General features: G+C 64.3%; 18 protein-coding genes and 1 pseudogene. 14 read left to right on the top strand and 5 right to left on the bottom strand.

Annotated elements, in window-relative coordinates; translation table 11 throughout:
• Window positions 1-136: 136 nt before the first annotated feature.
• The 5 genes from G3N58_RS30685 to G3N58_RS30705 all read left to right on the top strand — a co-directional run bounded on the left by G3N58_RS30685 (window position 137) and on the right by G3N58_RS30705 (window position 4,543).
• Window positions 137-1,294: a VanZ family protein gene (locus G3N58_RS30685; RefSeq protein WP_206001068.1), complete on the top strand. Its 1,158-nt coding sequence runs from the start codon at window positions 137-139 to the stop codon at window positions 1,292-1,294.
• 302 nt (window positions 1,295-1,596) lie between these two features.
• Window positions 1,597-1,917 carry a ferredoxin gene (locus tag G3N58_RS30690; protein WP_167042453.1) on the top strand — a complete coding sequence of 107 codons (321 nt, stop codon included), beginning with the start codon at window positions 1,597-1,599 and terminating at the stop codon, window positions 1,915-1,917.
• 49 nt (window positions 1,918-1,966) lie between these two features.
• Window positions 1,967-2,611: an alpha/beta hydrolase gene (locus G3N58_RS30695; protein ID WP_205989935.1), complete on the top strand. Its 645-nt coding sequence runs from the start codon at window positions 1,967-1,969 to the stop codon at window positions 2,609-2,611.
• 332 nt (window positions 2,612-2,943) lie between these two features.
• Window positions 2,944-4,173 (top strand): D-alanyl-D-alanine carboxypeptidase family protein, encoded by a 1,230-nt coding sequence (locus G3N58_RS30700; protein ID WP_206001069.1) that lies wholly within the window; start codon window positions 2,944-2,946, stop codon window positions 4,171-4,173.
• Between the two features lie 100 nt (window positions 4,174-4,273).
• A complete protein-coding gene (locus tag G3N58_RS30705) occupies window positions 4,274-4,543 on the top strand; it encodes a DUF493 family protein (RefSeq protein ID WP_167042459.1) in 270 nt (89 codons plus the stop codon).
• A 42-nt stretch (window positions 4,544-4,585) separates the two neighbouring features.
• Here the strand turns inward: G3N58_RS30705 and G3N58_RS30710 are convergent, their stop codons facing one another.
• Window positions 4,586-5,590 (bottom strand): transcriptional regulator GcvA, encoded by a 1,005-nt coding sequence (locus tag G3N58_RS30710; protein WP_167042461.1) that lies wholly within the window; start codon window positions 5,588-5,590, stop codon window positions 4,586-4,588.
• Window positions 5,591-5,688: 98 nt separating this feature from the next.
• Here G3N58_RS30710 and G3N58_RS30715 point away from each other — a divergent pair, with 98 nt between their 5' ends.
• From G3N58_RS30715 to G3N58_RS30745, 7 genes are all read left to right on the top strand, one after another.
• Window positions 5,689-6,015 carry a DUF2917 domain-containing protein gene (locus G3N58_RS30715; protein ID WP_205989938.1) on the top strand — a complete coding sequence of 109 codons (327 nt, stop codon included), beginning with the start codon at window positions 5,689-5,691 and terminating at the stop codon, window positions 6,013-6,015.
• 77 nt (window positions 6,016-6,092) lie between these two features.
• Window positions 6,093-6,827 carry a lipoyl(octanoyl) transferase LipB gene (lipB, locus tag G3N58_RS30720; RefSeq protein WP_206001070.1) on the top strand — a complete coding sequence of 245 codons (735 nt, stop codon included), beginning with the start codon at window positions 6,093-6,095 and terminating at the stop codon, window positions 6,825-6,827.
• 13 nt (window positions 6,828-6,840) lie between these two features.
• Window positions 6,841-7,851 (top strand): lipoyl synthase, encoded by a 1,011-nt coding sequence (gene lipA, locus G3N58_RS30725; RefSeq protein WP_206001071.1) that lies wholly within the window; start codon window positions 6,841-6,843, stop codon window positions 7,849-7,851.
• Between the two features lie 252 nt (window positions 7,852-8,103).
• Window positions 8,104-8,871: a glycerophosphodiester phosphodiesterase gene (gene ugpQ, locus G3N58_RS30730; protein ID WP_167042470.1), complete on the top strand. Its 768-nt coding sequence runs from the start codon at window positions 8,104-8,106 to the stop codon at window positions 8,869-8,871.
• Window positions 8,872-9,224: 353 nt separating this feature from the next.
• Complete coding sequence (locus G3N58_RS30735) at window positions 9,225-10,505, top strand: dicarboxylate/amino acid:cation symporter (protein WP_167042472.1); 1,281 nt, start codon at window positions 9,225-9,227, stop codon at window positions 10,503-10,505.
• A gap of 53 nt (window positions 10,506-10,558) precedes the next feature.
• Complete coding sequence (locus G3N58_RS30740; RefSeq protein ID WP_346778306.1) at window positions 10,559-12,715, top strand: ATP-binding protein; 2,157 nt, start codon at window positions 10,559-10,561, stop codon at window positions 12,713-12,715.
• A 30-nt stretch (window positions 12,716-12,745) separates the two neighbouring features.
• Window positions 12,746-14,095 carry a sigma-54 dependent transcriptional regulator gene (locus G3N58_RS30745; protein ID WP_206001072.1) on the top strand — a complete coding sequence of 450 codons (1,350 nt, stop codon included), beginning with the start codon at window positions 12,746-12,748 and terminating at the stop codon, window positions 14,093-14,095.
• Window positions 14,096-14,241: 146 nt separating this feature from the next.
• On the opposite strand, the gene G3N58_RS30750 is transcribed toward G3N58_RS30745, so the two are convergent.
• A complete protein-coding gene (locus G3N58_RS30750) occupies window positions 14,242-14,769 on the bottom strand; it encodes a TlpA disulfide reductase family protein (RefSeq protein ID WP_205989941.1) in 528 nt (175 codons plus the stop codon).
• Between the two features lie 338 nt (window positions 14,770-15,107).
• Here G3N58_RS30750 and G3N58_RS30755 point away from each other — a divergent pair, with 338 nt between their 5' ends.
• A complete protein-coding gene (locus G3N58_RS30755) occupies window positions 15,108-15,695 on the top strand; it encodes a hypothetical protein (protein ID WP_241016421.1) in 588 nt (195 codons plus the stop codon).
• A 332-nt stretch (window positions 15,696-16,027) separates the two neighbouring features.
• Here G3N58_RS30755 and G3N58_RS30760 read toward each other — a convergent pair.
• Both G3N58_RS30760 and G3N58_RS30765 read right to left on the bottom strand, forming a co-directional pair.
• Window positions 16,028-16,900 (bottom strand): annotated as a pseudogene (locus G3N58_RS30760) (ATP-binding protein); the annotation flags it as partial.
• A 94-nt stretch (window positions 16,901-16,994) separates the two neighbouring features.
• On the bottom strand, window positions 16,995-18,848 hold the full coding sequence (locus tag G3N58_RS30765) for a recombinase family protein (protein WP_206001073.1): 1,854 nt from the start codon (window positions 18,846-18,848) through the stop codon (window positions 16,995-16,997).
• Between the two features lie 34 nt (window positions 18,849-18,882).
• Here G3N58_RS30765 and G3N58_RS30770 point away from each other — a divergent pair, with 34 nt between their 5' ends.
• Window positions 18,883-19,266, top strand: a complete 384-nt coding sequence (locus G3N58_RS30770; protein ID WP_206001074.1) for a hypothetical protein — start codon at window positions 18,883-18,885, stop codon at window positions 19,264-19,266.
• 33 nt (window positions 19,267-19,299) lie between these two features.
• Here the strand turns inward: G3N58_RS30770 and G3N58_RS30775 are convergent.
• A partial coding sequence (locus G3N58_RS30775) for an ATP-binding protein (protein WP_206001075.1) occupies window positions 19,300-19,575 on the bottom strand: 276 nt, incomplete at its 5' end.

The raw sequence follows: 19,575 nt of genomic DNA on the forward strand, positions 1-19,575 counted from the left end.
GGCCGGCGGCGCGCAGGCGCTCGCCGCGGCCAGCGACGACCTCGTCGCGCAGATCGTCGCATGGCTCGGCTCGCAGGCGCTCGCCGCCGCGCAGTGACGGGCGGGTAGCGCACGAGCGCACGGGAGGGAGCGCTGCATGAGCGAACGACCCTGGTTGCGCCGTCCGTCGGGGCTCGCCCGGCAGGCGCTGCTGCTGTATGCGGCGCTGATCGTCTACGGTTCGTGGTATCCGTTTTCCGGCTGGCGCTCGCTCGGCATCGCGCCGTTTGCCTATCTGTTCGATCCGATGCCGCAGTATCTGACGGCGTTCGACGTCGTCACCAATGTGCTCGGCTATATGCCGTTCGGCGCGCTCGTGGTGCTCGCGGTGTATCCGCGCTGGCGCGGCGCCGTGGCCGTCGCGCTGGCGTTCGGGCTCGGCGCTCTGCTGTCGGGCACGATGGAAGCGGTGCAGACTTATCTGCCGACGCGCGTCGCGTCCAATCTCGATCTCGCCGCCAACACGCTCGGCGCGCTGCTCGGCGCGGCGATGATGTCGCCCGCGACCGGCGCGCTGCTCGATCGCGGCTTGCTCAGGCGCTTGCGGCTGCTGTGGTTCGAGCGCGGCCGCGCGGCGCTCGCGTGTCTCGTCGCCACCTGGCCGTTCGCGACGATGTATCCGGCGCCGCGTCTGTTCGGCCTCGGCAACTGGCCGCGCATGCTGTGGCTGCGCGTCGACCCGGTGACCCAGGACGCGTTGCTTGCGTGGACGCCATCCGCGTGGCACGTCGGCGCATGGCCGGCGGCCGCCGCCGCGTGGCTGCCCGACGACGCCTGGGAAGCGCTGATTACGACACTGAACCTGTTCGCCGCGCTCGTGCTCGCGTCGTTGCCGGCGCGCCGGCATGCGCCGCGCGTGCGTCTCTTGCTGGTGTTCATCGTCGTGACCTTGGGCGTGAAGGCCGGCGCGACGTTTCTGCAATCGCAATCCGGCCTTGCGTTCGACTGGGCGACGCCCGGCGCATTGAGCGGGCTCGCGTGCGGCACGCTCGCGGCACTCGCTGCGTTGCCGTTGCGCCGCCGCGTGCGCGCGGCGCTGGCGGCCACCGCGCTCGTCGTTGCGCTCGTGTTCGTCAATCTGCTGCCGGTGAATCCGTATTTCGACGTGGTGCTGGCCGACTGGCGGCAAGGGCGGTATCTGCACTTCAACGGTCTCGCGCGCTGGCTCGCGTGGGTCTGGCCGTACGCGGTGCTGGTGTGGCTCGCGTTCGCGGTCGAGCAGGCGTGGCTGAAGCGTCGGGCGAAGCGCGCGTGAGACCGGGGAAAACGAGGCGAGGGTGCATCGGGCGGACAGGCGCAGGCAGTGCGCCCGATGGGCCGGGTTCGCATCGGCCCGGGCGAAAGAGGCTCGCACGAAATGCAGCGGGCCCGCGTCGGATACCATGCAAGCGCACGTGAAGCGCCATGCGGTGCTGCCGAAGCGCCGGCCTTTCCGGCCAGCAGACCCCGGCGGCCGCCTGGCCCGCTCGTTATAATCGTCCGCACCACGGGCGCCGCGGCATACCGTGTGCTGACAGCGCCATTGCACTCCCTTTCAGTCTCGCTCTCCTGGACATCATGGATTCCTTCTACAAGCATCACGTCTTCTTCTGTCTCAATCAACGCGAGCCCGGCGCCGAGCGTCCGAGCTGCGCCAACTGCAATGCGCAGGCGATGCAGGAATACGCGAAAAAGCGCGTGAAGCAGCTCGGCCTGGCCGGTCCCGGCCAGGTGCGCATCAACAAGGCGGGCTGCCTCGACCGCTGCGAACTCGGCCCGACGCTCGTCGTGTATCCCGAGGGCGTCTGGTACACCTACGTCGACGAGAGCGACATCGACGAGATCGTCGAGTCGCATCTCGCGAACGGCAAGGTCGTCGAGCGTCTGAAGATCGATTAATAACGCGCAGCATCAAGCGCGAATCACAGAACGATCGACAGGCACCCTCATGAATGTCAACACGAAGAAATATCTGATCGACGGCCCGGTCGGCAAGATCGAGGTCGCGCTGGACCTGCCCGACGACGTGCGCGAAAAAGGCGCCGCGCCGCGCGGCATCGCGCTTGTCGCGCATCCGCATCCGCTCTTTGGCGGCACGATGGACAACAAGGTCGCGCAGACGCTCGCGCGCACGCTCGTGCAACTGAACTACGTCACGTATCGCTCGAATTTTCGCGGCGTCGGCCAGACCCAGGGCGAGCACGACGCGGGCGTCGGCGAGCGCGACGATCTGCACGCGGTGCTCGAACACATGCGCGCCGATGCGCAGTACGGCGCTCTGCCGCTCGTGCTCGCGGGCTTTTCGTTCGGCACGGTCGTGCTCTCGCATGTGGCCGCGAAGCTGCGCGAAGAAGGCCGGGAGATCGAACGCATCGTGTTCGTCGGCACCGCGGCGAGCCGCTGGGACGTCGCGCCCGTGCCGGAGAGCACGCTCGTGATTCACGGCGAAGTCGACGAGACCGTGCCGATTCAATCCGTGTACGACTGGGCGCGGCCGCAGGAACTGCCGGTGGTCGTGATTCCGGGCGCCGAGCATTTCCTGCACCGCAAGCTGCACATCCTGAAGCGGATCATCGTCGAGGCGTGGCGGTAAAAACGCGCGCCGCGCTTCGTCCCGCGGGCCGGCATGCGCAAACGTGTGCGAATCGCCATCCTGCGACCGCTCCATGCGCGAAGCCGGCCAGGTAGCGCGCGTATAATGGGCGCTCTTTTTTTGGGCGCAGCGCCGCCCATCCGGCAGTTCGCGCGCCGCGGAGTTCCGCTTCGCGCGCAGCGCGGCCGGGCGGGAAGCGCTGCGTTCGCGAACCGATTGCGCCGCCGGAAGTCCAATGGGCGCCGTGCCGTTTTATGGCCAGATGCCCGCCGACCGGCTCCCCCAACTACGCGTGCTCTCGCGCAACGTATTTTTCTGCCTCCATCGACCCTATGCGTTTCTCCTCTTCTGGCCGTACGTCATTCCCGTCCGTCGCCTCGTTCGTTCCCGTCTCGCTGAATCGCGCCCTCACCCTCGGTCTCGTGCTGCCGGCCGCGCTCGCCGCCTCGGGCGCGTTCGCGCAGGTGCCGCCGCCGGCCGTGAATGCGCGCTCGTGGGTGCTCGTCGACGCCACCAGCAACCAGGTGCTCGCGTCCGGCAATGCCGAGGAGCGCGTCGAGCCGGCCTCGCTCACCAAGCTGATGACCGCCTATCTCGTGTTCGAGGCGCTCGACACGAAGAAGATCACGATGGATCAGACCGTCATGCCGAGCGAGGCCGTGCGCCGCGTGAAGACGGACGAATCGCGCATGTTCATCGAGGCGAACAAGCCCGTCACCGTGCACGATCTCGTGTACGGCATGATCGTGCAGTCGGGCAACGACGCGGCGATCGCGCTGGCCGAACTGGTCGGCGGCAGCGAGGCGCAGTTCGTCAACATGATGAACGCCGAAGCGCAGAAGCTCGGCATGACGCACACGCATTTCGCCGACGTGAACGGCATGCCCGACCCGCAGCACTACACCACGGCGGGCGATCTCGCGGTGCTGTCGGCGCGGCTGATCCGCGATTATCCGGACTACTACAACATCTTCTCGGTCAAGGAATTCACGTACAACAAGATCAAGCAGCCGAACCGCAACCGTCTGCTGTGGATCGACCCGACCGTCGACGGCCTGAAGACCGGTCACACGCAGGCGGCGGGCTACTGCCTGATCGCGAGCGCGAAGCGTTCGCTGCCGGGCACGACCGACGCGTCGCGCCGTCTCGTCTCGGTGATGATGGGCGAGACCAAGGAGCACGACCGCGTGCAGGACAGCCTGAAGATGCTGAACTACGGCTACACCGCCTACGACACGACGCGTCTGTACAAGGCGAACCAGGTCGTGGCCACGCCGCGCGTCTACAAGGGGGCGCAGGACAGCGTGCAGGTCGGCGTGAAGGGCGACCAGTACGTCACGCTGCCGAAGGGCGCGGGCGACAAGGCGAAGCCGCAGATCGAGCTGAACGATCCGCTCGTCGCGCCGATCGCGAACGGCCAGCAGGTCGGTACTGCGAAGTTCGTTGCCGACGGCAAGGTGCTCGCGCAGTTCCCGGTGGTCGCGCTGCAGCCGGTGCCGCAGGCCGGTGTGGTCGGCCGCGTGTGGGATTCGCTGATGCTGATGTTCAACAAGAAAAAGTAAGGGCTACGCTGCAATCACCGTTGATGCCGCGGCGCGTTTCGCCGGCTGCGGCATCGGCAAGCCGAGGCCGCTGAGGCCGAGGTGCGGCAAGGAGTAAAGAATGAGTACCGAGAACGACTCGCTGTTCGAGTTTCCCTGCGATTTCCCGATCAAGATCATGGGCAAATCGCATCCAGAGTTTGCCGAGACGATCGTCGCGGTGGTACGCCAGTTCGATAACGACGTCGACGCCTCGCGCGTCGAAACGCGGCCGTCGAGCAGCGGTACCTACACGGGGCTGACCGTCCACGTGCGCGCCACGAGCCGAGCGCATCTCGACGACATCTATCGCGCGCTGACCGGCCATCCGATGGTCAAGGTCGTGCTGTAAGCGGCGCGCGATTCTTCGCCTGCTTTCTTCACACGACCCGGCTTACGGCGTGGCGCGCAATGCGTGCGCCGCCGCTTCCGGCGTCGCTTCCGTCGTCACCTCCGCCGCGAGGCGCGCGCTGGCCGCGGGACCGGCCTCGCAGGCGAGGTCGAAGCGCTGCCTGAAGCGTCCCACCTCGTCGAACACCCAGTCGCGAAACGCCTTGACCCGCGCGGTTTCGAGCATTTGCGGCGGGCAGATGAAATAGTATTGCCACGGGCTCGGCCCATCCACGTCGAAGAGCCGCACGAGCCGGCCCGCCGCGATTTCGTGCATCGCGAGCGAGCGGCGCGTGAGTGCGACCCCCTGGCCGTCGATGGCCGCCTGCAGCAGATTCGACGAATCCTGATACAGCACGCCGCGCTTCGGCTCCGGCCAGTCGGTCAGGCCGGCTGCGTCGAACCACGGACGCCATAGCTCGTCGTCGGAGCGCAGCAGCGGGACTTTGGCGAGATCGGCCGGGGTTTGCGGCAGCTTGCCGCCGTTGAAGTTCGGCGAGCAGGCCGGAAAGAAAATCTCGTCGAGCAGCAGTTCCGCGTGCAGCCCCGGATATTTGCCGAAGCCGAAACGGATCGCGAGGTCGACGTCGTCGCGCGCGAAATCGGTGAGCGCGTTGGTGGACAGCAGTTCGAGGTCCCACTGCGGATGCGCCTCGATAAAGCTGCCGATGCGCGGCGTCACCCAGCGCGCCGCGAACGACGACAGCATCGACACCACGAGGCGCCGTTCGCGGTCGCCGGCACGGATCGCGCGAGTGGCGTCGGCGAGTTCCATCAGTGCGGCGCGCACCTGCGCGGCATAGCGGCGGCCGGTTTCGGTCAGGCGCACGCGCTTGCCGTCGCGCGCGAACAGCGACACGCCGAGCTCGGCTTCGAGCGCGCGGATCTGATGGCTGACCGCGCCGTGGGTGACGAACAGCTCGTCGGCGGCGCGCGAGAAGCTCTCGTGGCGGGCGGCGGCTTCGAACGCCTTGACCGCGTTCAGGGCGGGGAGTTGCCTGAGGTCCATTGCAATATTTCTCACATAGCCGTGAAAATTGATCGTTTTGCGCAAGCCCTTGCTACGTCTACGATTTTAGCCATGAAACGATTTTTGGCGAGGGCATCATGCGAGAAATTTCCTCTAGCATTGCATACGAAGTCCGCACGGGCGAAACCTTGCCGTTGCGGGTGGCGCGCAGCACGAAGCTGACGGTGCGCGGCGGCGCGGTCTGGATCACGCGCAGCGACGACACGCTGGACTACTGGCTGCAGCCCGGCCAGACGCTGCATCTGCGGCGTGGCGAGCGGCTCTGGCTCGGCGCCGAAGGGGCTCAGCACGCGAAGGTCACGTTCTCGGTGCCGACGCGTTGCGACGAGCGCGCGCTGAACTGGCTCGCGCGTGTCGGCGAACGGCTGGTCATGCGCATGCGGGGCGGCTGGCGCACGGTTTGAGGACGGTGCGACGGGCAGGCCGCTCGGCCTTTCCTCGTCGGGCGCGGTTTCCGAGATTTCGGTAAACTGCCACGATCATGTGCGCCACCCCGGTTTCTCCGTCTCCCTTGCCCGCCGCTACGGCGCCTGCGTCGCCCACGCTGCGCTGGCTCGGCCGCGAATCCTACGAAGCCAGTTTCGACGCGATGCGCGCATTCACTGATGCTCGCACCGCCGACACCCCCGACGAAATCTGGCTCGTCGAACATCCGCCCGTCTTCACGCTCGGCCAGGCCGGCGATCCGGCCCACCTGCTCGCCGCCGACAGCGCCATCCCGCTCGTCAAGGTCGACCGGGGCGGGCAGATCACGTACCACGGGCCGGGGCAGGTGGTCGCCTATCTGCTGCTCGACCTGCGCCGGCGCAAGCTGATGGTGCGTGAGATGGTCACGCGGATCGAGCAGTCCGTGATCGACACCCTGGCGGCGTATAATCTCGCCGGAGAACGCAAGGCGGGCGCCCCCGGCATCTACGTGGCGCCCGGACCCGATGCCGGGTCGCATGCCGGTGCCAAGATCGCGGCGCTGGGCCTGAAAATCCGCAACGGCTGCAGCTATCACGGCGTGAGCCTGAACGTGAACATGGACCTGCGGCCGTTTCTCGCGATCAATCCATGCGGCTACGCGGGGCTCGAAACCGTCGACATGGCAACGCTCGGCGTTGCCGCCGGCTGGGACGACGTGGCCCGTACCCTTGCAGCACGCCTCACCGCAAACCTCGACGGCAATCCCGCGGCCGTCGCCCAACCGCAGGCCGGTGCGCTCACCGCCTGACTGGATCGAACGAATGACTGACGTAACCGCGAATCCCGCAGCAGCCACCCCCGTGCCCGAGGGCGCGCTGGCTTCCCCCGCCGCTTACGACGCTACTGCGAAGCAGAAAGCGCAAGCCAAAACCGCGCGTATTCCGATCAAGGTCGTCCCGATCGAAAAGCTCAAGAAGCCGGACTGGATTCGCGTCAAGGCGGCCACGGGCAATTCGCGCTTCTACGAAATCAAGCAGATCCTGCGCGAACACAACCTGCACACGGTGTGCGAAGAGGCGAGCTGCCCGAACATCGGCGAATGCTTCGGCAAGGGCACCGCGACCTTCATGATCATGGGCGACAAGTGCACGCGCCGCTGCCCGTTCTGCGACGTCGGCCACGGCCGTCCCGATCCGCTCGATGTCGACGAACCGGCCAACCTCGCGCGCACCATCGCCGCGCTGAAGCTGAAGTACGTCGTGATTACGAGCGTCGACCGTGACGATCTGCGCGACGGCGGCGCGGCGCACTTCGTTGAATGTATTCGTCAGACGCGCGAGCAGTCGCCGGACACGCGCATCGAAATCCTGACGCCGGACTTCCGCGGCCGGCTCGACCGCGCGCTCGGCATCCTGAACGCCGCGCCGCCCGACGTGATGAACCACAATCTCGAAACGGTGCCGCGTCTGTACAAGGAGGCGCGCCCCGGTTCGGACTACGCGCATTCGCTGAAGCTGCTGAAGGACTTCAAGGCGCTGCATCCGCACGTCGCGACCAAGTCCGGCCTGATGGTCGGCCTCGGCGAAACCGAAGAGGAAATCCTGCAGGTCATGCGCGATCTGCGCGAACACGACGTCGACATGCTGACGATCGGCCAGTATCTGCAGCCGTCGGAGCACCATCTGCCGGTGCGCGCGTACGTGCATCCGGACACCTTCAAAATGTACGAGGAAGAGGCGTACAAGATGGGCTTCACGCATGCGGCTGTGGGCGCGATGGTTCGTTCGAGCTATCACGCCGACGTGCAGGCGCATGGAGCCGGTGTGGTCTGAGATTCGCGGCAGCGGTCGCAATCGTGGAAAAGCCCGCCTTGAGCGGGCTTTTCTTTTTGTGCCGGTCCGCAGCGCTTGGGCCGCTCGTCGTGTGACCCGCGCGACCTACCGCGGTGTTTCTTCATACGCGATACTACGCGTGGGACTTGCGCTTGCGGCCAGCGAAACCACGCGGTGGACACGCGGCAAACACACGCAGCAGGCAAGCGTCGGCCGCGCACTGAACCGCTCTATCTGGAAGGGTAACGAGACGTGGCAAACGGGATCGATCGCGGGACATCCGCACAATGGCCTTATCCGCGGCTGGTCGCGCATCGCTGCGGCGGCACGCTGGCGCCCGAAAACACGCTGGCCGGCTTCGACGCATGCGTGCGCTACGGCTATCGCATGGTCGAATTCGACGCGAAGCTCTCCGCCGACAATCAGCTTTTCCTGCTGCACGACGACACGCTCGATCGCACGACCAGCGGTCACGGTCCGGCTGCCGCGCACGCGTGGCAACAACTCGCCGCGCTCGATGCCGGTGCGTGGCGCGGCGCGCAATTCGCCGGCACGCGTTTGCCGACGCTCGCCGAAGCGGCCGAACGCTGCGCGCGCGACGGCATCGCCGCCAACATCGAGATCAAGCCGTGTCCGGGCCGCGAGGCGATCACCGGCACGCTGGTCGCTCGCGGCGCGCTGAGCTTGTGGCACGGACCGACGCCGCCGCTGCTGTCGTCGTTTTCGTTCGACGCGCTCGCCGCCGCGCGCGATGCCGCTCCCTCGCTGCCGCGCGGCATGCTGTTCGAGGAACTGCCGGCGGACTGGCTGCGCATCGTGCGCGAACTCGACTGCGTGTCGCTGCACGCGAGCCACCGCTATCTGAGCGAGCCGCTCGTCGCCCAGGTCCGCGCGGCCGGACTGCGCGTACTCGCTTACACGGTGAACGACCCGGCGCGCGCGCAACGGCTCGCGCAATGGGGCGTCGACATGATCTGCACGGACCGCATCGATCTGCTCGCGCATGACATGCTGGCCTAGGCGGAAACCCCTGCGGGTTTCCCCGCAATCCCGCCCGCGCCCGATTCCGGATTCCCCGACGGCCTTCGTCCGGATTTCCGGAATCCCGGACGGCGCGCGGCCGGTATCGCCAGAAAACCCATAGAAATCAAGGCTTCCAGCCCTGCATCGATCTGGCATCGACCTTGCAATTCAGAACGCGCGGCCGCAACGGCCCGACAACTAAAGCAAGGAGACAACGATGTCCGATTTCCCTTCCCGGTATTTCTGTATTCGTCGTCTTATCGCGCCCTGATGCCGTACTCGCGCGACGACGATCCGTTCGCGCGCGGCGTGCCGCAGGTCATGAGCTCATCCCCCTCGCAGGAATCATCGTGAAGAAACCTATCCATAAAGTGCTGTACGTCCAGGTGATCGTGGCGATCATCATCGGCATCGTACTGGGGCATTTCTACCCGAACCTCGCCGTCGACATGAAGCCGCTCGGCGACGGCTTCATCAAGCTCATCAAGATGGTGATCGGGCCGATCATCTTCTGCACGGTGGTGACGGGCATCGCCGGCATGGAAGACATGAAGAAGGTCGGGCGCGTCGGCGGGAAGGCGCTGCTGTACTTCGAGATCGTCTCGACCTTCGCGCTCGTGCTCGGCCTCGCGGCCACGCACCTGCTGCGTCCGGGCGCCGGCTTCAACGTCGATCCGGCCTCGCTCGACAGCCGCGCGGTCGCGTCGTACGCGGCTAAGGCGCACGGCCAGTCGAGCGTCGATTTCCTGATGCACATCATTCCGGACACGATCTCGTCGGCGTTCGCGCAGGGTGAAATCCTGCAGATCCTGCTGGTCGCGCTGCTGTTCGGCGCGGTGCTCGCGACGGCCGGCGAGAAGGGCAAGGTCGTGACGAACTTCATCGACAGCCTCTCGCACATCCTGTTCGGCATCGTGCGCATCATCACGAAGCTCGCGCCGATCGGCGCGTTCGGCGCGATGGCCTTCACGATCGGCAAATACGGCATCGGCTCGCTGCTGCCGATGCTCAAGCTGATCGGCACGTTCTATCTGACCTCGATCGTGTTCGTGGTGGTCGTGCTCGGCATCATCGCGCGCCTCGTGGGCTTCAACATCCTGCGCTTCGTCGCGTACATCAAGGAAGAGATGCTGATCGTGCTCGGCACGAGCTCGTCCGAAGCCGCGCTGCCGCAACTGATGCAGAAGCTCGAAAATCTCGGCTGCTCGCGCTCGGTGGTGGGCCTCGTGGTGCCGACCGGCTACTCGTTCAACCTCGACGGCACCAATATCTACATGACGATGGCGGTGCTGTTCATCGCCCAGGCGACCAACACCGATCTCACGTGGACGCAGCAGCTCACGCTGCTCGCGGTGACGATGCTGACCTCGAAGGGCGCGAGCGGCGTGACCGGCGCGGGCTTCATCACGCTCGCGGCGACGCTCGCCGTCGTGCCGACGATCCCGCTCTCGGGCATGGTGCTGATTCTCGGCATCGACCGCTTCATGAGCGAATGCCGCGCGCTGACCAACATCGTCGGCAACGGTGTCGCGACGGTCGTCGTGTCGGCCTGGGAGAAGGAGCTCGACCGCAGCCGGCTCAGCGCGGTGCTGCGCGGCGACGTGGCGGTCAAAGAGCCGGCTGGCGTCTGAGCGGCGCTTAGGGCTTCGGCTGTTTCTGTCGTCATGAGCGCGGACGCCTGCGTATGAAACCGGCGTCCGCGCATTCTTCCGAAGAGCCTGCTCGCGCGTCTTCTTCGGCACATCCGGAGCATGCGGGGCATCCGGCGGGCGAAACCCGCAGCCCGGTGTGCGGCGAAATTCGCGGCGCAACTTGCAGCGCAACTCACAGCAAAGCGCCAGGCGAAACCCGCGGCCAGTCCGGCCGCGAGCCCGTGCCGCCTTATGCCACAATGTCCGATCCCTATCGATCGGACCTTGCCAACGTGACGCGCCGCCTGCTGATCTTCTTCGCGCTGCTGGCCGGGCTCGTGGCGGCATGCGGGCTCACCTACGGTATCGCGTGGCGCAGCGGCGTCGACACGCTGCGGAGCAACGCAGCGGTGCGCGCCGAGCGCACCGCGAGCGCGCTCAAAAGCACGCTCGAACGCTACGAATCGCTGCCTTATCTGCTCGCCGAGCATCCGATCGTGCAGGATGTGCTTGTCGATCCGAGCCCGGCCAACGTCAAGCGCGCCAATCTCTATCTCGAAGACCTGAACCGCCACGCGCGCGCGACGGTCACCTACATCATCTCGCTCGACGGCTATTGCGTCGCCGCCAGCAACTGGCGCGGGCCGGGCAGCTTCGTCGGCGCGGGCTACCAGTTCCGGCCGTATTTCGTCGATGCGGTCAACGGCGGCGTGGGCCGCTTCTTCGGCATCGGCACGATTTCGCAGGCGCCGGGCTATTACATTTCGCAGCCGGTGCGGCGCGACGGCAAGATCGTCGGCGTGGCGGTCGTCAAGCTCGATCTCGAATGGTTCCAGGGCGTCGATGCATCCGAGCCGCTGCTCGTGACCGACGATCATGGCGTGATCTTTCTCTCCTCGGTGCCGGCCTGGAAATACCACACGATCCGTCCGCTGCCGGGACAGGTCGCTGATTCGATCTACCAGGCGCGGCAATACGCACAGCAGCCGATCGCGCCGCTGCCGGTCACGATCGAGCGCACGCTCGAAGGCAATGCGCAGATCGTGCGCATCGGCGGCGGGCGTCTCGCGCCGCGCTATCTCGCGTCGCGGCGCGGCATGGGCGAACCCGACTGGCATCTGATTACGTTGTCGCCCGTCGATCCGGTCGACGCCGACGCGCGCAAGGCGACCATCGTCACGGGCTTCGGCTACATCTCGCTCGTGCTGCTCGCGTTCTACTGGCGCATGCGTCGCGCGCGCGTGCGCGAAGTGATGCGCAGCCGCGCGCTGCTGCAGAAGGCGTATGCGGAGCTGAACCAGCGCGTTGCCGAGCGCACCGCCGATCTGTCCGAGGCGAACGAGCAGTTGCAGAAGGAAGTGGCCGAGCGCACGCGCGCCGAACAGGAATTGCGCGCCGCCCACGACGAGCTGATCCAGGCGAGCAAGCTCGCGGCGCTCGGCCAGATGGCGGCCGGCATCACGCATGAACTGAATCAGCCGCTTGCCGCGCTGCGCAGTTTCTCGGACAACACGCGCGTGCTGCTCGAACGCGGCGATCAGGCGTCGGCGCGCGAGAATCTCGAAGCGATCGCGGCGCTGACCGAGCGAATGGGCAAGATCACGAACCAGTTGAAGCTGTTCGTGGGCCGCGCGCGGCCGCGCAGCGCACGCGCGCCGGTCGTGCGGGCCTTGCGCAACGTCGTCGCACTGCTGCAAAAGCGCTTGCAGGGCGTCGAACTCGGGTTCGTGCTGATCGATGCGGATGCAAGTGCCGATGCCGGCGCCGATGCGCTTGCCGGTTGGCGCGCGCCGCTGAGTCTCGCGGACGATCATCCCGAACTGGTCGCGCATTGCGACGATCTGCGGCTCGAACAGGTGCTCATCAACCTGCTCGGCAACGCGCTCGACGCGACCGCCGGCATGAGCGCGCCGCGCATCGCGGTCGAGGTCGAAGCGAGCGACGCGAATCTGTCGATCGCGGTTGTCGACAACGGCCCCGGCATTGCCGACGACGTGCTGCCGCGCCTCTTCGAGCCGTTCTTCACGACCAAGGAAATGGGCCAGGGGCTCGGCCTCGGCCTCGCGATTTCATCGTCGATCGCACGCGACTGCGGCGGTTCGCTCGTCGCGCGCAACGCGCCGCACGGCGGTGCATCATTCGTGCTGACGCTGCGCCGCGCGCGCGTGCCGACGAACGCCGGGCACGACTCGCCGGGCGCGGGCTCCTGACATCACACGAAGCCTCACACGGAACACGCCATGAACGACGGCCTGCAGGTGCTATATATCGAAGACGATGAACTGGTGCGCCGCGCGAGCGTGCAGAGCCTGCAACTGGCGGGCTTCGACGTGATCGGCCACGCGTCGGTCGAGGCGGCGGCGAAGCTGATCAGCGCGGACTTTTCCGGCGTGATCGTCAGCGATATCCGGCTGCCCGGCGCGAGCGGGCTCGATCTGCTCGCGCAATGCCACGAGCGCGCGCCCGACGTGCCGGTGATTCTCGTCACCGGTCACGGCGATATCTCGATGGCCGTGCAGGCGATGCGCGACGGCGCCTACGACTTCATCGAAAAACCGTTCGCGTCCGAGCGGCTGATCGAGACCGTGCGGCGTGCGCTGGAGCGCCGCAAGCTCGTGCTCGAAAACCTCGCGCTGCGCCGTGAGCTGGCGGAGCAGAACACGGTGGCGCCGCGCATCATCGGCCGCAGTCCCGCGATCGAGCAGGTGCGGCGGCTGATCGCCAACGTTGCGCCGACCGATGCGTCGGTGCTCATCAACGGCGATACCGGCGCGGGCAAGGAACTGATCGCGCGTAGCCTGCACGAGCTGTCGCCGCGGCGTGACAAGCCGTTTATCGCGGTGAATTGCGGCGCGCTGCCCGAGCCGATGTTCGAATCGGAGATGTTCGGCTACGAGCCGGGCGCGTTCACGGGCGCGGCGAAACGGCGGATCGGCAAGCTCGAACATGCGTCGGGCGGCACGCTGTTTCTCGACGAAATCGAGAGCATGCCGCTCGCGTTGCAGGTCAAGCTGCTGCGCGTGCTGCAGGACGGCGTGCTGGAGCGGCTCGGCTCGAATCAGCCGATTCGCGTCAATTGCCGCGTGGTGGCGGCCGCGAAGGGCGACATGGCCGAGCATGTCGCGGACGGTTCGTTCCGGCGCGATCTGCTCTACCGGCTCAACGTGGTGACGATCTCGCTGCCGCCGCTTGGCGAGCGCCGCGAGGACATCGTGCCGCTGTTCGAACACTTCGTGCTCGATGCGGCCGTGCGCTATCAACGGCCGGCGCCGATTCTCACCGATCGCCAGCGCGCGAGCCTGATGCAGCGCGACTGGCCCGGCAACGTGCGCGAGTTGCGCAATGCCGCCGACCGCTTCGTGCTCGGCATCGCCGACGAACCCGCGCTGTCCTTCGCCGACGAGGACGCGGCCGCGCAACCGCTCAAGGAGCGGGTCGAGCAGTTCGAGCGGGCGATGATCGCCGAGGCGCTGGAGCAGGCGGGCGGCGTGGTCGCCGTGGCGGCCGACCGGCTGCAACTCGGCAAGGCGACGCTCTACGAGAAGATCAAGCGGTATGGCCTCGCGGCCAAAGGGGAAGGGGAGCGCTGAGAGGGCTAAAAGCAAAACGCCGGCCGCGTCAGGCGGCCGGCGTTTCGTTCGAGGCGGGGTTGATGCGGTTCCTTGATGCGGCTCTTTTTAACCCGGGCCGGGCCGGGCCTGGCTTGGTGGCCTGCCCGGCTCCGCTGCGGCAGGCGTCAGGTCTTGAGCGCCTTTTCGAGCAACTGGTCGAGTTCCGCGAACTGCGGTTCGCCGACATAGCGCTTCAGAATCTTGCCGTCCTTGTCGATGACGAACGTGGTCGGCGTGAGCTGGACGTTGCCGAACTGCTTGGCGGCCGAGCCGTCGTCCATCGCGACCTTGAACGGCAGCTGACGCGTTGCCGTGTAGTTGGTCACGTACATCGGTGCGTCGTAGTTCATGGCCACCGCGACGAATTCGAGTCCCTGGCCCTTGAAGCGGTTATAGGTCTGGACCATCTGCGGCATTTCCTTCATGCAGGTGTCGCAGTTCGTCGCCCAGAAATTGACCAGATAGACCTTGCCTTTGAGATCGGCGGTCGTGAGCTTCTTGCCCGACAGCAGCGTGAAGGTCGCGTCGGGCACGCGTTGCTGGCCCGCAAACGCGAAGTAACCGGCGACGGCGAGCGCGACGACCACGATTGCCGCAATGATGTAGCGAAGCGGGTTCGTGCGCTGGGCGGCGGTTGATGAATTGGAGCTCATGAACGGAACCTCGTGAGTCGCGCGGGGCGCGCGGAACAATGGGGCAGGGTGGCACGTCGGGCCGGTGCTGAATAGCCCGGCTATTGTAGCTCCATTGGTGCCGTTGCGTCCGCGCGGCACGCCAGCGGGAGCGAAACCCGCCGTGGATCAGCGGATAATAGGGCTTTACGTTCCTGTCAGCCCGATCTTCCGTTTCCATGTCCAGAACTGCCTTTTGTTGCCGCTGGTTGCTTGTGCGTGTGTTGTGTCGTCTTGCCCCGTTGGGCCGCTTTCCGGCTCGCTTTCCAGTCTGGTTGCCGCTTTGTCTGCCTCTGCCGCAGCGCTTGAGGGAGCACAGTATGCTGCTCGGCTCCGACCGCATTCTCCCGCGCCTGCCGTACCCCCGAACCCGAACCGTGCTCGGCACGGCGGCGGCCGCGCTTGCACTCGGCGTCGCGTTGAGCGCCTGCTCGCCGACATTCGACTGGCGCACTGTCATGAACAACGACGACGGCTACACCGTCGACTTTCCGGCCAAACCGGGCAAGGACCAGCGCGCGGTGCAGATCAACGGCGCGCCGGTGCAGATGGCGATGCAGACGGCCGAGGCTGGCAACGCGGTTTTCGCGGTCGGCACGGTGATGCTGCCCGACGATAGCGACGCCACCCAGCGCGCCGCGCTCGATTTCCTGCGCGCGGGTTTGGCCCGCAACGTCGGCGCGGCACCCGATGCGCACGCGGTGCAAATTCCGCTCGCCGCGGGCGGCCATACCCCTGGCCTCGAGATGAAGGTGAGCGGCGAGGCCGGCGCACAGCACGAGACCCGCATTGTCTACGCGCGGCTCGTCGCACACGGCCGGCACGTCTATCAGGCGGCGATCATCGCCGACCAACCGCTGCCGCAGGACCAGGTCGACCAGTTTTTTTCGTCGTTCCAGCTTTATTGAGCACGGGGCGTTCAGGCCGATGCGGCGCAAGCAGAGCGCCGCGCACAGTGAAAGTTCCTTCGCAGCTTTGTGCGCTAATTCCCGGTTTACGTTGAAGTTTTGGCAATAAGCCCCGTTCCTGTGGATAACTCTGTTGAGAAGTCGGCCTGATTTGCCGCAAAAGCCCGTCCGGCGGGGATTTCGTCAGAATTCACTGATGTGGTGGGTTTTATAAAAATCAATTAAATCAAAGGTTTATTGGTTTATGCTTGGGCGGGCTTCGGAATTGTTTCAAAATTTGTCAAAAGCGCGAAGATGTGCATAAGTCAAGTCTTGACAGTAGATTTTTCTCCTCATAGCGAGCCCAAAGCCCTGCGATACTGGATCGCTTCGGCGATTTGCGCGGCGCTCGGCATCGCCGCGCCGGCGAGGTCGGCGATGGTCCGCGCCACTTTCAGCACGCGGTAGTAAGCACGCGCCGACCAGCCGAAGCGCTCGCCCGCTTCGCGCAGGAGCGCTTCGCCGGCCGGGTCCGGGCGGCAGACCTCATCCACTTCCCGGCCATCCAGTTCACGGTTGGTTTTGCTCTGGCGGATCAATTGCCGCTCGCGCGCGGCGCTGACCCGTTGCGCGATAACTGCGCTCGCTTCACCCGTGGTGGCCGCGCGGGCTCCGAGTTCGGCGGGTGTGAGCGCCGGCACTTCGAGCTGGATGTCGATCCGGTCGAGCCGCGGCCCCGAGAGCTTGCGCAGATAACGCGTCGCGATTTCCGGCGTGCAACGGCAACGCCCGCCGGGATCGCCGCGCCAGCCGCACGGGCACGGGTTCATCGCGGCAATCAGTTGGCAGGCGGCCGGGAAATCGGCCTGCAACGCGGCGCGCGAGATCGTGATGCGGCCGGCTTCGAGCGGCTCGCGCAGCGTTTCGAGCACGACGCGATCGAATTCGGGCAACTCGTCGAGGAACAGCACACCCAGATGAGCGAGCGTGATCTCGCCCGGCTGCGGCGGATTGCGTCCGCCGACCAGCGCCGCCGCGCTCGACGAATGATGCGGCGCGCGAAACGGCCGTTGCCGCCATTGCGACGGCGTGAAGCCGATCCGGCTCGCGGACAGCAGCGCGGCGGAAGTCAGCGCTTCGTCGTCGGTCATGGGCGGCAACAGTCCGGGCAGACGCGCGGCGAGCATCGACTTGCCGGCGCCGGGCGGCCCGATCAGCAGGATATTAGTACCCATAGAACCCAGATTAATTGGGTTTAATTAGTACCAATATCACTATAAATGGATAGCCTTTTCATCCGGTGAGTATTGTGCCATATCCTCACGCATCAACCGGATCGCTGGAGCCCTTCTTCTGCTTGCTCGCCCATCGACTGACGTGTGCGGGGCGCTCATGCATGGCAGTCATGAAATCTGGAAACACGTTCTCTGGCCGTACCACCTGAGGCTGGCCGGAGCGATTGGAAATCACAAGCGTACGATTCTCCCGACGAGGTTCCGTACTGCTCGACAACGCTAGCTGTTCATTAACCTGATCTTCCGTATATTGGCCGCCCTTCAGCAACTCCCGTTTAATTTTTTCAATTTCTTTCTGCGATGTAAAGGTACCACCGGGGAATAGCGTAATCCGCTGTACCAACTGACGAAAATGCTCGTTCAGTCTTGCCCGCAAAAGATACAGGTCGTCACCCTCAGCCGAGGCCATCATCGACATCAGTGAATCAAGTCCGTCGATTGCCGCATCGGCTAGCGCGGCCTGATTTTGAGATGGAAGAATTTCGCCTTCGATTTTCAGGATTTTATCCTGACATATCAATATTTCCTGATCGTACTGGGTAATGCGTTCAATGATACCCATTGGCGGCTCGGCCACCGTTTCAATTGAAGAAATCAGGCGATCCCGTCGTTCCTTAATTCCATCGAGACGAACCTTCTCGGCTGCACGTGCTGCGTTCAATGTTCCAAGACGTGCATCGCGCTCTTTTGTTTCCTTGACAAACTGGGAGAAGTTAACTCCCCTTGCGTGATTCAGAACCGTATTTTCCAGATCATCGTAATTCCAGGGTACATGGTGACATCCTGCACCACGCTTCGCCTTTGCACACACGATAAACCGGTTTGGCGAGCCCCTGCGTCGCGATTCGCCCTTGTTCACATAGACCATTGTTCCACCGCAGTACCCGCAGATAATCAGACCGGTGAACAGATTGGAGAAGCCTATACCTCGTTGCCCGCCTGACCGGACGCTACGCTCGGCTAGTGTCTGTTGCAGAAGGCCAAACTCCTCGTCGGAAATCAGGCGAGGGAAATAGTCCGCTATCGGCTCGCCAGTTGGAAGTCGCTTACCGTCGACCATACTATGAGGTTGAAATTCCCCGATCAGAGCACGATTCCGGATGATTTTCAGAATATAAGACTCAAACCACGTCCCGCTTTTTCCTCGACTACCAATGGAAGGTGTTCCGGCTTCGTTGAGACGTTTTACAATGGCATGCCGTCCCATACCAGACATAATCCATTCGACAATTTTCCGGACTACAGCAGCCTTTTCTTCGATGATTTCATACTCGGTGCCATCATTGTTCAGACGAAGCCACGCGGGACATATTTTTGTAAGTTTCCGTTTGGTCAGCTGATTCCGTTTAGCTTGCCACGCCGCCTTTAACCGCTTGCTCTTCATCAGGCTCTCTTCGTGAGCCCGGGACAAAATCGTTAGCGAGACAATCAGATTAAGTGGATTACTGTTTGTACTTTCCTCGCTATACACCCAACCGTCAGCCATCGTCACAACCGTAATATTGTGACGAAGTATTCCAATGAAAACCTGAAATGCGTCCAGTACCTGAGCTCGCGAAATCCGGTCAAGTGATTCCACCAGCAGATACGAACCTGCTTTGACTTTACCTGTTTCGATCGCCCTGATGAATTGGCGCAGTCCCCCGTCCTTGCCGAGATTCGACTGGTCGAATGCTGACACGCCAAGATCGCGGAATGAAAGCGTCTCATCGAGTTCGAGGTTGTGTGCTTCCGCATACGCCTTTGACAAGTCCAGCTGCCGACGAAACGAATCTCCCTTTGCCTGTTCGGGAGTGGAAAACCGGATGTATGAGTAGGCTTTCGGGCGCATGTGTGCCGACGGGTACGCGTAGAGATTGGGTTTATTGTATCCCATCATTGTAATTATGAGTGAACCATGAAATCTGTGCTCTGTGCTGCCCGCGTCAATCGGTAATGACCTTGCTAGTGAATCAGATCGGGCTCGCGGCACCGAAATTCAGGAAAAAGATTTCAACGTCAGCGACATAAACAGATTGACAACAATGAAAAACAGACAACCAAAGTTTGGACGTCGGGGGCTGGCAACGCTTTTCGTCGGCTTTTCGCTGGCATCGGGAATCGTGCATGCGGGAAGCGACGTGCAGGCATATAAGTGCAACGAGATCGCTGGTGGCAGCTATCACCTGATGGCATTCAACGGCGACGGAACGCTGTTCGAGGCTGCGATCCTCACGAACTCGAACGGGGGCTCAACAGTCGCCGTGCCTTATATGGGTGTTGATTTGCACGGAATCCTGACCCACGATTTGCATTGAATTCTGACCCACCCGTTAGACCAGCTTTTCGTGTTATTCAGTGGGTATTTGGGTCTTCTTTCTCTCCTTCTTTGGCTGTGTCGTGCTGTTTCTGAAACGATAGCTATCGTTACCTGTTTCCACAATGTGGCAGTGGTGCGTGAGCCGGTCAAGCAGCGCGGTCGTCATCTTTGCATCGCCGAACACACTGGCCCATTCTGCGAAGCTCAGATTGGTGGTGATGATGACACTGGTTCGTTCGTAGAGCTTGCTGAGCAGATGAAACAGCAGCGCACCGCCGGTCTGGCTGAACGGCAGATAGCCGAGTTC

The sequence above is a fragment of the Paraburkholderia sp. Ac-20342 genome (genome assembly GCF_017104985.1).
Taxonomy (GTDB): Bacteria; Pseudomonadota; Gammaproteobacteria; order Burkholderiales; family Burkholderiaceae; genus Paraburkholderia.

Bases quoted from the DNA above. Each gene is read 5' to 3' on its own strand.
- G3N58_RS30685 (WP_206001068.1), top strand. From the start codon at position 137: ATGAGCGAACGACCCTGGTTGCGCCGTCCGTCGGGGCTCGCCCGGCAG.
- G3N58_RS30690 (WP_167042453.1), top strand. From the start codon at position 1,597: ATGGATTCCTTCTACAAGCATCACGTCTTCTTCTGTCTCAATCAACGC.
- G3N58_RS30695 (WP_205989935.1), top strand. From the start codon at position 1,967: ATGAATGTCAACACGAAGAAATATCTGATCGACGGCCCGGTCGGCAAG.
- G3N58_RS30700 (WP_206001069.1), top strand. From the start codon at position 2,944: ATGCGTTTCTCCTCTTCTGGCCGTACGTCATTCCCGTCCGTCGCCTCG.
- G3N58_RS30705 (WP_167042459.1), top strand. From the start codon at position 4,274: ATGAGTACCGAGAACGACTCGCTGTTCGAGTTTCCCTGCGATTTCCCG.
- G3N58_RS30710 (WP_167042461.1), bottom strand. From the start codon at position 5,590: ATGGACCTCAGGCAACTCCCCGCCCTGAACGCGGTCAAGGCGTTCGAA.
- G3N58_RS30715 (WP_205989938.1), top strand. From the start codon at position 5,689: ATGCGAGAAATTTCCTCTAGCATTGCATACGAAGTCCGCACGGGCGAA.
- lipB (WP_206001070.1), top strand. From the start codon at position 6,093: ATGTGCGCCACCCCGGTTTCTCCGTCTCCCTTGCCCGCCGCTACGGCG.
- lipA (WP_206001071.1), top strand. From the start codon at position 6,841: ATGACTGACGTAACCGCGAATCCCGCAGCAGCCACCCCCGTGCCCGAG.
- G3N58_RS30740 (WP_346778306.1), top strand. From the start codon at position 10,559: ATGAAACCGGCGTCCGCGCATTCTTCCGAAGAGCCTGCTCGCGCGTCT.
- G3N58_RS30745 (WP_206001072.1), top strand. From the start codon at position 12,746: ATGAACGACGGCCTGCAGGTGCTATATATCGAAGACGATGAACTGGTG.
- G3N58_RS30750 (WP_205989941.1), bottom strand. From the start codon at position 14,769: ATGAGCTCCAATTCATCAACCGCCGCCCAGCGCACGAACCCGCTTCGC.
- G3N58_RS30755 (WP_241016421.1), top strand. From the start codon at position 15,108: ATGCTGCTCGGCTCCGACCGCATTCTCCCGCGCCTGCCGTACCCCCGA.
- G3N58_RS30765 (WP_206001073.1), bottom strand. From the start codon at position 18,848: ATGATGGGATACAATAAACCCAATCTCTACGCGTACCCGTCGGCACAC.